Raw genomic sequence first — 13,356 nt, 5'->3', positions numbered from 1 at the left:
GATGAATAAAAAAATGGTACTGGACAGGATCCCCTGCCAGTTTTGTGAAGGGCCGTTCTGGGGAAACGGGAAAATGGGAACGGTGCTGTATGTGCAGAACGGAAAGCTTTGTGTTTCCGTGGATCATGTGGGTTTGTGGGAACTGCGGGAAACGCTTCCGGATATGCCGAAAGCGGATTTTTCCCAAATCCTGTCCCATAAAAAGGAATTTATTGAGGGCGATCCCCGTTATGTGGAGAAAACCGATATTTTCGGGGAACATATCGGAAGAACCAGGCTGCCGTCCCTCGCGGCGGAACTGAGCCTGCCCGGAGTCATCACATCCTTTTGGGCGGAGACGGATATGCAGGAAGCCAGAACCACCCTGCGTCTGGAAATGGAGGACCAAAAGGTGTTCCGGGGAAAGATCTGGCTGGATTCCTGCGTGAACGTGCTGGGAATAGAACTGCACGGGGCCGGGGCCGGCTCCCTGGCGGTCAAAGCGCTCGGCTGGGATCTGGACTCCCCCCGCCTGAAACCCCTCCGGGACTGGAACTATGAGCCATGCACCCAGACGGAGGAGAACGGCCTGGTTACCGTGCGGCAGCATTTCGGAGGAAAGGACAGCGCTGTCTTAAGCGCAGGGCGTATGGAATGCGGCGGGGAAAGCCTGTTTCTGGCGGTAAGCATAGAAACCGGGGAGCAGGCCGGGGAAACGGCCATGGCGGAAGCCGGGAAGGAACGCGTGCTGGATTATCTGGCAAACAAAGACGCCTATCTGGAAGCCCATATCCGGGACTGGAAAACCTATTGGGACGGGTTTGACATCCGGGTGCCCAACGAACGGCTTCAGGAGGCGTTTGAGCAGGAGATGTATAAGCTGTACTGCAACGAACGGGAGGATTCCTCCCCGGTAACGCTTCAGGGCATATGGAACCCCAATAACCGGATGCCCGCGTGGTACGGGGATTTACATAACGATCTGAATGTACAGTCCTGCTACTGGCCGGCCTATAAAACGGGCAATGGGAAGCTGGCGCGCCCCTATGTGGATTATTACTGCAGGGCGGTTCCCCGTTTTATGGAACGGGCTTATAAACTATTCGGCATCCGGGACGCGATCCACATCCCCACCATGATGACGCCGGACGGGACCGGCGCAGCCTCCGAATGGTGCTACTGGAACTCCCTTTTAGGGCCGGAGCTGTTCGTGGCGGTGGATTTCACCTGGTTTTATGAGTACAGCAGGGAGGAAGATACCCTGCGGGACAAGATTTATCCGTTTATCGAAAAGGTACTCCACCTGTATCAGGGGATTGCCGTGGAAAAAGAGGACGGTTATCTGCACATTCCTTTTACCACATCCCCGGAAGTGGATAAGGACGGCCACATGTTTATGGCGGACGACGCCACCTTTACCCTTTCCTGCCTCCATTATCTGTGCCGGAAGATGGACGGCTATGCGAAGCTGCTGAAGCAGGACGGATCCCGGTGGCAAGATTTTTGCGGCAGGCTGGCCCCTGTGGTAACGAATGAAAAAGGGCTGCCCGTTTATGCCGGGATTGACGTATTTGCATCCCACCGCCATTTCTGCCACCTGTACCCCATTTATCCGCTTTGTGAGGAGGCGCACAACGATTTGGCGCAGCGCTCCCTGGATACGGCAATCAACCAGGGTTTCCTGGAATTTGCCGCGTTTTCCTGCCCTTACCTGGGCATAATGGCAGCCAGGTGCGGCAGGGGGAATATGTCCAGGACCATGCTGGAACTGTATTGCATGGTATTCCGTTCCCGGAATTCCTTTACCGTAAACGGGGATCCGTACCGGAACGGGATCCTGCGCATATCCGATACCAATGCAGGAGAAAGCGCCGATGCCTTTACCCTGGAATCCGGGTTCTTTATCCCCACGGCCCTGTGCGAAATGTTCGTCCACCGGGCCAAGGATACCATCTGGCTGCAGATGGGCATGCCGGATGAATGGAAGTCCTGCAGCTGCAGGGATCTTGCCGTGGAAGGCGGGCACCGGATCACGACGCAGAGAGAGGACTACCAAATCCGGCGTCTCCTGCTGAAAGCCGGCTGTGAGGAAACGGTTACCCTGCGCTGGAAAGACGATATCCCGGCCGCGCGTGTTGTGAAAAACGGACAGGAGACAGAAGGAGCCGGACGGCAGTCACTCACCCTGGCTGTTTTGACCGGGGATGAAGTGGAAATCGAATGGGGGAAATTAGGATGAAGGATTTACATTTGATTTGCAACGCCCATATGGATCCGGTGTGGCTGTGGGATATGGAAGAGGGGATCGCCGCCGCCATTTCCACCTTCCGTATGGCCGCTGTCTTTTGCGAGGAATATGACGGCCTTGTGTTTAACCACAATGAAGTGGTGCTATACAAATGGATAGAAGAAATGGAGCCGGCGCTGTTTGCCCGGATCCAAAAGCTGGTGGAAAAAGGAAAGTGGCACATCATGGGAGGCTGGTATTTGCAGCCGGACTGCAATATGCCCTGCGGAGAATCCTTTATCCGGCAGATGGAAACCGGAAGGGCGTATTTCCTGGAAAAATTCGGGAAACAACCCGCCACGGCCATTAATTTTGACCCCTTCGGGCATAGCAGGGGCCTTGTCCAGCTGTTGGCAAAGGCCGGTTTTGATTCGTATCTTTTCTGCCGCCCGGGGCAGGGGGACTGCCCCCTGCCGGCGGATGATTTTATCTGGGTGGGGTTTGACGGTTCCGAAATCATGGCCCACAGAGCCGATTCCTACGGAACCCTGATGGGGGAAGCCGGGAAAAAAACGGAGGAATGGATGGACTCCCAGCGCAGGAAGCCGGAGGATCAACAGCCGCTGACCGGCTGTATGCTCTGGGGGGTGGGAAACCACGGCGGCGGGCCGTCCCGGATGGATCTGGAGGATTTGAAGGCACTTAAGGAGCGTACCGGAGACTGGAACCTGCTTCATTCCACCCCGGAGGCCTATTTTGCACAGAGACGCGAAGTGCTGCGGGCGGCCGGCAGAGAGGAACCCAGAGTGGAACGGGATCTGAATTCCTGGGCGGTAGGCTGCTATACCTCACAAATCCGGGTAAAACAGAAACACAGGGAAGCGGAAGGAATGCTTTCAATGACGGAGAAAATGCTGTCCCAGGCGGCTCTCAGAGGACGGCTGCCTTATCCTTGCAAGGAGCTGGAAGAAGCCGGGGAAGCCCTGCTGTTTTGTGAATTTCATGACATCCTGCCGGGGTCTTCCATCCAGTCCGTGGAGGAAGCAAGCCTGCAGATGCTCGATCATTGTCTGGAAATCCTGAACTACTGGAGACGCAGGGCCTTTTTCGCCTTGCTGGAAGGAGAGGCGAAGGCGGAAGAAGGGGAGTACCCGATCTTCATATATAATCCCCACCCCCATCCGGTGGAGGGTATTTTTACCTGTGATTTCCAGCTTGCCAACCAGAACTGGAGCGACGCCTGGGCCCTGCCGGTAATCACCCGAAACGGGCAGGTTCTGGAAAGCCAGGCGGAGAAGGAAGCCTGCAACATGAACCTGGACTGGCGCAAAAGAGTATCGTTTTGCGCAGTGCTTGCGCCTTCCTCCATGAACCGGTTCTCCGCAAGAATAACTATGGCGGATAAAAGTACGGGGAATGCGGCCGGTGAGATAAAAGAAGCCTGCTGTTACGCCAATGACAGGATCCGTGTCCGGATCAACCCGGAAACGGGCCTTCTGGATTCTTATATGGTGGATGGCACGGAATATTTACGGGAAGGCTCCTGCGGGCTGGTGGTGATGAAAACGGATTGCGACCCCTGGGGAATGAACCGGCACAGCTACCGGGAAGAACTGGGGCGGTTCTGCCTGATGGGGGAAGAGGAAGGAAGCCGTTACTCCGGTACCTCCAATGAACGCCACGGCGCGGCGGGCCGCAGGATTCCCAGCGTGCGCGTTGTGGAGGACGGGCCGGTGAAACGGGTGGTGGAAGCGGTCATGGAATACGGCCATTCCCAGGCATGCATCCGCTACAGCCTGCCGGCAAAGGGAACGAAAATCCAGGTGGAAATCCGGGTGAACTGGGCGGAAAAAGGCGCTTTCCTGAAATGGGAAATCCCCACGGCCATGAAGAAAGGGATGCCTTTGGCCGAGACGGCTTATGGCGTGATGGCGCACAGCAGCGACGGGGAAGAAAAGGTGTTCCACCGCTGGTGCGGTTTTTTTGACGAAGAAGAGAACCGTGCGCTGACTGTCCTTAACCGGGGAAATTACGGCGTGGACTTTCTGGAGGGTACCATGCGCATATCCCTTCTTCATTCCGCCGTATATGCCGCCCATCCTATCGGGGACAGGCCGCTGCTTGTCCAGGATCGGTTCCTGCCCTATATCGATCAGGGAGAAAGAAGCTTTTCCTTTGAAATCAATGCGGGGGATGGGGAAGAACGCCGCAAATGGGTGACCCGGGAGGCGGCGGTATATCAGGAACCCCCCATGGCGGTGCCCGCCTTCCCTTCCGGAGAAGGGGAAAAAGGGGGATCGGTCATTCTGGTGGACAATCCGGCGGTGGTATTATCCGCCTTCCGGAAAGGCACAGACGATGCCTGTTATCTGATCCGTCTTTTCGAATCCACCGGAACCCCGCAGGAAACCGGCGTGCGCATACCTGTCCTCAGGCAGGAGCTGTCCGTTTCCCTGGGAGCGTTTGAAGTGAAAACCCTGCGTCTGTCCGCCGACGGAAAACACCTGGAAGAATGCGGGATTTTCGGGGAATAATATCTGTGAATAAATATAAAAACCTCCTTGACTCTCTCATTATGGTATACTCTATACTGTAAATGAGCTCAGGAAACACAAGACACATGCATGTGAGGTAACCCGAATGTTAAAAATAGGTGATTTTTCAAAACTGTCAAGAATCAGTATCCGTATGCTGCGCCATTACGACGAATATGGCCTGCTGATCCCGGCCTCTATCGATTCCGCAACAGGCTACCGTTATTACGGGGAAAGCCAGCTGATAGAAGCGGAACATATCCAGGCCCTGAAATGTATGGGCTTTGGCCTTGCCCTGATCCGTGAAATCCTGGAAAAATACGAGGAACCGGAAGAAATGGAACGCTTCCTTCTTATAAAAAAGAAAGAACTGGAGGCGGAGGCTTTGGAAACGCAGAACCGGATACTTCTTCTTGAAAACACCCTGCGGTGTCTGAGAAAGGACGGAAAACTTATGAATTATGATGTGGTATTAAAGACTCTGCCGGAACGTTATGTGGCAAGCCTTCGGCGCGTTATCCCCGCTTACGATCAGGAAGGCTTGTTATGGCAGCAGCTCAATGAAGAGATTGTCCCCCTGCATGTGAAACCGGTAACCCCCTGCTATGGTCTGGCTATCTTTCATGACGAAGGCTTTAAAGAGAATGATGTAGATGTGGAAATCCAGATTTCCGTGGCAGGAACCTATCAGGATACCGCCAATGTAAGGTTTAAGAAGGTGGCGCCCATTCAGATCGCGTCGGCAACTTATCAGGGCAGCTATGAACAGATAACTAAGGTGAACAGTGCGGTGGCAGCATGGATTAATGACAACGGGTACGAATTCGACGGTACTTCCTTCTGTATCTATCATGTAAGCCCCGCCCAGGCCGCCTCCCCGGAGGAGCTTGTAACCGAGGTCTGCTATCCCGTGAAAAAAAGAGGATAATTTTTACAGCCGCGCTGCAGGATGGATGCAGCGCGGCTGTCTGTGTCATATACAAGCGTAATGGCTTACGTTTACTCTTCAGTAACGGATGGCAGTGTCCCTAAGTTATTGCTTTCCGTATCATCAGGAAGGGATTTCAGATATTCCGTATCTTTTCTATGGGCGATTCCCACCCCTTTAATTTCCCCGTCCTTTGCCAGAGCCACACCGTCTTCTTTGGAAACCGTCGTTCCGTCCGACAACTGATAACCGGTAATCCGTCCGCTGCTCTTTACAAGCCCCACAATATCCTTCGCATCATCCTTGGGTGAGGGAATATCGTCTAATGCCATTCTGGCCAATGCAGAATCAGGTATATCATTTCTGTCCATAATCTTAAGTATCCTTTCAATAAAATTACCGTCCGACAAGAATTAGTATCCACATTGCCTAAAAAGTTATTCAGATAAATGACAAAATGTGTTATCATTATACTTTCAGGAGAAATAAGCCGAGGAGGCGGAAAGAGGGAGAGCTGATATGACAAGTGAGTTCGGTATGGCGGTTCATGCGCTTACCTTTTTAAACCATAAGGGGGAAATTGTTTCCAGTGAAGCGCTGGCGCAGAATATCTGTACCAATCCGGCGCGGGTGCGCAAGGTTATGGCAAAGCTGAAAAAGGCCGGCCTGGTAGAGACGAAGGAAGGGCTGGAGGGCGGCTACCTTTTTTCAAAAAATGCGGGGGAAATCGATTTGGGTATGGTAGCCGGCGCCCTGGAGGCCAGGTTTGTATCCTCCGCATGGAAGAGCGGGAATCCGGATATGGCCTGCCTGGTGGCTTCCGGCATGGCCGGCCTGCTGGACGGCATTTATGACGATTTGGATTCCCTGTGTTATGAAAGGCTGAAAGCGATCACGATAGATGACATCAATGGAAAGATTTTCGGGCCGGATAAAGGATGACCGGTTTTATTCCCGCAGGCGGCGGGCCGGAATTGACAGCATAAGGAGGGAAGGGGAATGCGCGTTTCGAAGGCATCGGAGGAAAGAAGACAGGAGATACTGGACGCGGCAATGCGGGTGTTTTATGATAAGGGGTATGAGAAGGCTTCCATCAGTGATATTGCGCTGAAAATCGGGGTTGCGCAGGGACTGATATACCGGTATTTCAAATCGAAGGAAGCTCTTTTTGCAGGGGCGCTGGATTATTATGCAGGTTGCCTGGCGGAAGAGATGGGGCGGGAAATCAGAAATGATAAGACAGCGCTTCGGGAAAAGATCCTGAATGCGCCGTCCTTCTATCATATTGAGGATGACGACAGCTATTATTACAAATTGCTCAGCGGGCCTGACAGCAAAGGGATCTACCAGCAGTTATCCCTGCGGGTCGCTGAACGGCTGGTTCCGGTGGTGAGGGACGCCATTGCCGCAGATATGGAAAAAGGCAGGCTGAACTGTGTGGAGGATCCGGAAACAGTGGCTGCATTTTGTGTGTACGGACAGCTGGGAGTCCTTTTCCGGGAAGATTTGAGCGGAAGCCAGAAGGTGGAGCGGATCAGAAAATTTGTATCGGAGCAGATACGTTAGATGGGGGAAAAATGGAAAAAGAGGAAAGGTTGGAAAATCAATTCTACAGTCAGGACTGGATGAAGGAAATACTGACCGGAGGGAAAACCGGGCTTTGGATGACGCAGCGCGATATGCGGACTGGGCAGATGCAGATGCTTGCGGATGCGCAGATGCATCTTCTGCTGGGAACAGAGAATATAGAGTTATCCCCGGAAGAGCTTTTTCTGTATTTTGAACAAAGAATAGAGCCGGGCTATGAAAAGGCTGTGCAGGATTACACGAACAAGATGATAGAAACCGGGCAGCAGGCAGAGGTGGAGTACTACTGGCGCCATCCGTCCGGGGGGAAAATCTGTATCCGTTGCAGCGGCAGGATGTACCGGCAGAAAGATGGCATCCAGTATTTCCGCGGGACGCATCAGGATATTACGGAGCTGATACGCCTGAAAAAGGAAAATATCCAGCAGGAGCAGCAGCTTCGGGATCTGGAGTGGCAGAAGGAAAAATATGACAGCCTGTTCCAGTCTGTTTTATGCGGCATCATGCAGTACCGTGTCCTGGAGGACGGTTTTGTTTTTATAAAAAATGCCAACAGGGAAGCGATCCGAATCCTGGGGTATGGACAGGAGGAATTCTGGCAGAAAGAGAAATGGAATCTGGCGGATACGGTCTGTGAGGAAGATCGGGAACGGGTTATTTCTGAATTTTATGCGCTCAGGGATGCGGGGGACAAGATGTTTTTTGAATACCGTATCCTGTGCAGAGACGGGGGCCACTGCTGGATTATCGGAAGTGCGGAGGTAATACGGGATACGGACGATGATCTGATAATACAGAGCGTGTTCCTGGATGTTGACAGACGAAAGAAAATCGAACAGGAAAACCGGCAGCTGGAGAGACAGCTGGAAGCCGGGGATGAATTCCTGCACCTGGCTTTGGAGCACACATCCATTTATGAGTTTTACTATGAACCGGCCAGCGGGACAGGCCGCCTTCCGGAGAGAACTATGAGGTTTTATAAAAGAGAATCGCCGGTATGTCCGCATATGCCGCAGGTATTTGCCGGGGAATATGTGGCGCCGGAATGCAGGGAGGCTTATCTGGACATGTTCCGTGCCGTCGATCAGGGGGCGGCGACGGCCACTGGTGAATTTATGGATAAGAGCCGGAAGCATTGGCGGAGGGTAACCCTGTCTGCGCTCCGGTATGATAAAAACGGCAGAGCCGGCTATGCGGTTGGGATAGCGGAGGATATTACCAAGGAAAAGGAAATGGAGACAGCGCTCCGGGAAGCCCGGTCCAGGGATTCCCTGACAGGCCTGTACACAAGGGAGGCCGGAATATACCAGGTGAAGGATTATCTGGAGAAAAAAAGCCCGGTTCTTCCCTGCTGCCTGATGCTCCTGGATATGGATGACTTCCGCAAAATCAATGATAACTGGGGCAGCACCTTTGCTGATGTGGTGCTTCAGGAAACGGCAGACATCCTCCGGCGCGAAACGAACGAGGGGGATATCCTCATCCGCCTTGGCGGGGATGAATTCATGATATTCCTGAAGGACTGCAGCCGCCGTGAAGCGCTGGTAAAGGGGGAACGGATTACGGAACGGATCCGGCGTCTCTCTCCCGAACGGGAGGAGGATTTACAAATATCCGCCAGTATCGGAATCTGCGCCTCCTCCGTGGTGGAGGATTACAGCGGACTGTACCGGTGTGCCGAGAGCACCCTGCAGTATGTGAAGGAAAAGGATACGGGCCATGTGGCATGCTATCTGGATACCTCCAACGATCTGGGGACATGGCTCACCAACCTGTATGCGGACGGGATGGAGATCACTGCCATTGACGGCAGCAGGCTGAGCGCCGACGAGGAGCTGACCGCATTTGCCCTGGAGCTTTTGGGAAAATCCAGGAATATTTCCGATGCCATGAACCTGCTGCTTGTGCGCATAGGAAAACGTATGAAGCTGGATCGGGTGAGCATCAGTGAAGCGAACCAGGAATACCAGAGTATTTCCTGTATTCACCAATGGGCGGCCAATCCTACGAATTTTTATGGAACCTCTCCGGTTTATCTGAGCCGGGAGGAAATGGATTATGTGATAGGCATGTATGCGGAGGATGGCACAAGCTCGGAAAAGCACATAAAAAACAAGAAGATCATGGCAAGCGTCCTGCATGCCGCTTTTTGGAATGAAGGAAAGTACGCCGGAGCACTCTGCTGGGAAAAAAATGTGGAAAACTACCAATGGAACGAGGAAGAAAAGAGGCTGCTGAAGGAGCTGGCCCATATCATCTGTTCCTTTACCATGAAGGCCAAAGCCGATGCGGTGAGCCAGGCAAAAACCGACTTCCTTTCCAGCATGTCCCACGAAATAAGGACGCCCATGAATGCCATTATGGGAATGACGGCGATTGCCAGGACGGTACTGGACGATAAGGCGAAAACCCTGGAATGCCTGGATAAAATAGAAACAGCCAATGCCTACCTTCTGCAGCTTATCAATGATATTCTGGACATGTCCCGCATTGAGAGCGGAAAGGTGGAGCTGAACATACAGAGGATGAATCTGCATCGTATGGTTAACGGCCTGGGCGTGCTCATCGGCCCCCAGGCCCAGGCGAAGGGAATCCTCTTCACGGTAAAAGACGGCTGCGGCGGGGAAAAAGAGGTAATGGCAGATGAACTGCGCTTAAACCAGGTGCTGATCAACATTCTGGGCAACGCGGTGAAGTTTACTCCGGTGGGAGGCCATGTGACCTTCACAATGGAGCAGCTGGAGGCAGGGGATACGAAAGCGGTGTTCCGCTTTGGCGTGAAAGACGACGGCGTGGGCATCAGCAGGGAAAAACAGACAACTATTTTCAACGCGTTTGAGCAGGAGGATAAAAGCACTGCATCCCGCTACGGCGGGACCGGTCTGGGCTTGTCAATATCGGCGCGGCTTGTGCAGATCATGGGAGGCAAGCTGGAAGTGGAAAGCGAACCGGGACAGGGAGCCTGTTTCCATTTCACCCTTACCCTGCCCTATGCGGAGCCGGAACCGGAGGAGGCGCAGGAGCCGGAAACGGATGACGGGCAGGATTTCACCGGAAAAAGGCTTCTTGTGGTGGAGGACAACGAAATAAACAGGGAAATAGCGGTAACATTGCTCGGCCAGTGGGGATTTGTTACCGAAGAAGCCGTTAACGGCAAAGAAGCCGTGGAAATGTTTATAAAGGCTCCCGTGCATTACTATGACGGTATCCTGATGGATATTAAAATGCCTGTTATGGATGGGCTGCAGGCTACAAGAGCCATCCGGATCGCCGGAAAAGAGGACAGCATCTGTGTGCCCATAATAGCCATGAGCGCCAATGCGTTCAGCGAGGATATGAAGAAATCCATGGAAAGCGGGATGAACGGGCATCTGGTCAAGCCCATTGAAGTGGAAAAGGTAAAAGCTGTCCTGCAAAAATGTCTTACATAGTCAGTGTCAAAAGAAAAAGGTATGGAGGTTTTCATGGGTAACGGACAACACAAGAACGGGAATTTTACATCAACGGTAGGCTTTGTGATTGCCTGTGTGGGCTCGGCGGTGGGACTGGGGAATATTTGGATGTTTCCTTACCGGCTGGGACAATATGGGGGCGCCGCCTTTCTGATTCCCTATCTTTTATTTATTTTTCTGTTCGGCTGGGTGGGGCTGTCGGCGGAATTTGCCATCGGCAGGAAGGCGCGGACAGGTACGATCGGGGCTTATGGGTACTGTTTTGCGAATCGGAACAAGGAGAAAGCGGGGAAGGTTCTGGGATGGTTCCCTTTGCTGGGGTCCCTGGGAATCGCTATCGGTTATTCCATTGTCCTGGGCTGGGTGCTCCGTTCCCTTGCGGGGGCTGTTACGGGAAGCCTTTTGGAAAAGGATGCGGCACAATATTTTGCCCAGGCGGCCGGGGCGTTCGGAAGCGTACCCTGGCATTTGCTTATTGTTGCGGCAGTTTCCCTTATCCTGCTCACGGGAGTGACAAAAGGGATTGAAAAGGTGAGCAAGGTTATGATGCCTTTGTTTTTCCTCCTGTTTGTGATTCTGGCGGTGCGGGTGGCTTTTCTCCCGGGGGCGTCGGAAGGCTATGAGTTCCTGCTTGTGCCCAGATGGGAGGAGCTGCTTCGGGTGGATACATGGGTGATGGCTATGGGGCAGGCTTTTTTCTCCCTTTCGATTACCGGTTCCGGCATGATTGTCTATGGTGCATATCTGGATGACAGCGTGGATATCCCGGGGGCTTCCATACGGACGGCTGTTTTTGATACACTGGCGGCCCTGCTTTCGGGGCTGGCGATTATGCCTGCGGTGTTTGCTTTCGGGATTGATGCGGGAAGCGGGCCGTCCCTTATCTTTATCACCCTGCCCGGCGTATTCAGCCAGATGCCTGCGGGACGGCTCTTTGCTGTGTTTTTCTTCCTTTCCGTAACCTTTGCGGGGATCACTTCTCTCATCAACATGTTTGAGGCGGTTATCGAAAGCTGGCAGACACAGTTTTCCATTTCCCGCATTACGTCCACGCTGCTTGTGGGAGGAATCACTTTTCTGGTGGGGCTGTTCCTGGAGGAAGAAAGCCGGACGGGTAAGTGGCTGGATGCCGTTTCCATCGGCATTGTACCGTTGGGAGCTGTGCTGGGTGCGGTTTCCGTTTATTATGTCCTTGGCTATCCCCGGATACGGGAGGAAATGGAAAAGGGGCATAAGGGAAAGCTGTCGGCAGCCTTTGGGTTTGCTGCAAAGTATATTTATGTACCGCTGACGATACTGGTTCTGATCCTTGGCTTTGTTTATAATGGAATCGGATAAGGCACGTTGCCGCTCACGCCGCCTGCCGCTGTAACGGGACGGGGGCAGTGCCGTGGGGAAGAGAAGGGGGAGCCGCTGTGAAAATTACGATTTTAACGGAAAATACGGTAAGCCGGCGGGGGCTTCTGGCGGAACACGGGCTTTCCGTCCTGGTGGAAACCGGGGCGAGGCGGCTTTTATTCGATACGGGACAGAGCGGCGTTTTTGTACGCAATGCCGGGAAGCTGGGGGTCGGCCTGGAGGGCCTTGATGGTATTGTTCTCAGCCACGGCCACTATGATCATACGGGTGGGCTGCCGGAATTACCTGCAGGGCCGGACTGTCCGGTGTTTCTGAGGGAAAAAGCCCTGGAGGATAAATGGTGCCTGGATAAAGCCGGCCAGGCACGCTGCATCGGTATACCCTGGCGGGAGGAAAGAAAGTCCTGCCGGATGGCCGGAACGCTTACCTTTACCGCAGAAAAAGAGGAAATTTTCCCCGATATTTATGTGCTTGGAGATATTTCCCCCACCGTGCCGGAGGAGGCTATGGCGGATAATCCGTTCCGCATCCGCAGGGACGGACGTTTCGTACCGGACCGTATGGAGGATGAACAGCTTTTAATCCTGCGTACGGCCCGGGGGCTGGCAGTTTTTGCCGGCTGTGCCCACGCAGGCATCCTCAGCTGCATGGAAAAGGTACGGACCTCCTTTCCCGGGGAAACGTGCTGTTTCCTTCTGGCAGGCATGCATCTGCGGGGCTGCGGGGAGGAGCGGGTAAATGCGGTCATAGAAGGCCTGAAGCGCTATGAAATTTCCTGCCTGGTTCCCCTGCACTGTACCGGGACGCTGGCGGCGGCCCGGATGAAGATAGCTTTCGGCAGAAGCTGCCTTATGGCCGAGGCCGGTAAGAGCTTCCATATCCCGGAGGAAGAGTAAGAAACCACAGTGCGGCCGTCTGAACTGTTACCGGTTCCGGGCAATAAGTTAAATTTACCTATTGACATATTTTGTAATTTGCTATAAGTTAATTAATAACAGAAAAAATAAACCTGTGAGAAAGAGTAGTAAGCATCAGGAAATATAGCAGAGAGCCGCAGATGGTGGAAATGCGGTATAGGAACTCATGCTGAATGGACTTTTGAGGCCGGCCTGAATGGAGTAGGCGCCGGCGGGAATTCGGACCCGTTATCAACCCGGCGTGCATAATAGTGCATGCATACGAATCGGATACTGCTTCCGGTTGTATGGAAAGAGTGGACGTAATGTCAATTTGAGTGGTACCGCGATAATAACAGGGTTATTACCGCCTCAAGTATTCCCAGTGGGATAG

The 13,356-nt window shown here is 53.3% G+C and carries 9 protein-coding genes and 1 other annotated feature; of the genes, 8 read left to right on the top strand and 1 reads right to left on the bottom strand.

Annotation, left to right across the window (positions count from 1 at the left end; genetic code table 11):
* Window position 1 precedes the first annotated feature (1 nt).
* From DXA36_RS10875 to DXA36_RS10865, 3 genes are all read left to right on the top strand, one after another.
* Window positions 2–2,218: a glycosyl hydrolase family 95 catalytic domain-containing protein gene (locus DXA36_RS10875; RefSeq protein ID WP_118679039.1), complete on the top strand. Its 2,217-nt coding sequence runs from the start codon at window positions 2–4 to the stop codon at window positions 2,216–2,218.
* The gene (locus DXA36_RS10870; protein ID WP_118679037.1) at window positions 2,215–4,740 is read left to right on the top strand and encodes a glycoside hydrolase family 38 C-terminal domain-containing protein; all 2,526 of its coding nucleotides are present in this window, start codon (window positions 2,215–2,217) and stop codon (window positions 4,738–4,740) included. Before DXA36_RS10875 ends, DXA36_RS10870 begins: the two co-directional genes overlap by 4 nt.
* A gap of 106 nt (window positions 4,741–4,846) precedes the next feature.
* A complete protein-coding gene (locus DXA36_RS10865; protein ID WP_118679035.1) occupies window positions 4,847–5,668 on the top strand; it encodes a MerR family transcriptional regulator in 822 nt (273 codons plus the stop codon).
* A gap of 71 nt (window positions 5,669–5,739) precedes the next feature.
* On the opposite strand, the gene DXA36_RS10860 is transcribed toward DXA36_RS10865, so the two are convergent.
* Entirely contained in the window at window positions 5,740–6,039 is a 300-nt protein-coding gene (locus DXA36_RS10860; protein ID WP_118679033.1) for a DUF3892 domain-containing protein, read from the bottom strand.
* Window positions 6,040–6,187: 148 nt separating this feature from the next.
* Between DXA36_RS10860 and DXA36_RS10855 the strand changes: the two genes are divergently transcribed.
* The 5 genes from DXA36_RS10855 (at window position 6,188) to DXA36_RS10835 (ending at window position 12,962) form a co-directional block, all read left to right on the top strand.
* Complete coding sequence (locus tag DXA36_RS10855) at window positions 6,188–6,610, top strand: RrF2 family transcriptional regulator (RefSeq protein ID WP_118679031.1); 423 nt, start codon at window positions 6,188–6,190, stop codon at window positions 6,608–6,610.
* Between the two features lie 57 nt (window positions 6,611–6,667).
* Window positions 6,668–7,234 (top strand): TetR/AcrR family transcriptional regulator, encoded by a 567-nt coding sequence (locus DXA36_RS10850; protein ID WP_118679029.1) that lies wholly within the window; start codon window positions 6,668–6,670, stop codon window positions 7,232–7,234.
* Between the two features lie 11 nt (window positions 7,235–7,245).
* Window positions 7,246–10,686 carry a diguanylate cyclase domain-containing protein gene (locus DXA36_RS10845; protein WP_118679027.1) on the top strand — a complete coding sequence of 1,147 codons (3,441 nt, stop codon included), beginning with the start codon at window positions 7,246–7,248 and terminating at the stop codon, window positions 10,684–10,686.
* Window positions 10,687–10,719: 33 nt separating this feature from the next.
* The gene (locus DXA36_RS10840) at window positions 10,720–12,045 is read left to right on the top strand and encodes a sodium-dependent transporter (RefSeq protein WP_118679296.1); all 1,326 of its coding nucleotides are present in this window, start codon (window positions 10,720–10,722) and stop codon (window positions 12,043–12,045) included.
* Between the two features lie 77 nt (window positions 12,046–12,122).
* Window positions 12,123–12,962, top strand: coding sequence for an MBL fold metallo-hydrolase (locus tag DXA36_RS10835; protein ID WP_243114618.1), 840 nt, complete (start codon window positions 12,123–12,125; stop codon window positions 12,960–12,962).
* 106 nt (window positions 12,963–13,068) lie between these two features.
* Window positions 13,069–13,340 (top strand) — a binding site (T-box leader).
* The last annotated feature ends 16 nt before the right edge of the window (window positions 13,341–13,356 follow it).

Source organism: Eisenbergiella sp. OF01-20, assembly GCF_003478085.1.
Lineage (GTDB): Bacteria > Bacillota > Clostridia > Lachnospirales > Lachnospiraceae > Eisenbergiella.
The sequence above is the reverse complement of the archived record's forward strand: the minus strand, read 5'-3'. Positions and strand labels throughout refer to the sequence as shown.

What these genes read in the sequence shown, in the direction of transcription:
- DXA36_RS10875 (WP_118679039.1), top strand. Translation starts at nt 2, where the DNA reads ATGAATAAAAAAATGGTACTGGACAGGATCCCCTGCCAGTTTTGTGAA.
- DXA36_RS10870 (WP_118679037.1), top strand. Translation starts at nt 2,215, where the DNA reads ATGAAGGATTTACATTTGATTTGCAACGCCCATATGGATCCGGTGTGG.
- DXA36_RS10865 (WP_118679035.1), top strand. Translation starts at nt 4,847, where the DNA reads ATGTTAAAAATAGGTGATTTTTCAAAACTGTCAAGAATCAGTATCCGT.
- DXA36_RS10860 (WP_118679033.1), bottom strand. Translation starts at nt 6,039, where the DNA reads ATGGACAGAAATGATATACCTGATTCTGCATTGGCCAGAATGGCATTA.
- DXA36_RS10855 (WP_118679031.1), top strand. Translation starts at nt 6,188, where the DNA reads ATGACAAGTGAGTTCGGTATGGCGGTTCATGCGCTTACCTTTTTAAAC.
- DXA36_RS10850 (WP_118679029.1), top strand. Translation starts at nt 6,668, where the DNA reads ATGCGCGTTTCGAAGGCATCGGAGGAAAGAAGACAGGAGATACTGGAC.
- DXA36_RS10845 (WP_118679027.1), top strand. Translation starts at nt 7,246, where the DNA reads ATGGAAAAAGAGGAAAGGTTGGAAAATCAATTCTACAGTCAGGACTGG.
- DXA36_RS10840 (WP_118679296.1), top strand. Translation starts at nt 10,720, where the DNA reads ATGGGTAACGGACAACACAAGAACGGGAATTTTACATCAACGGTAGGC.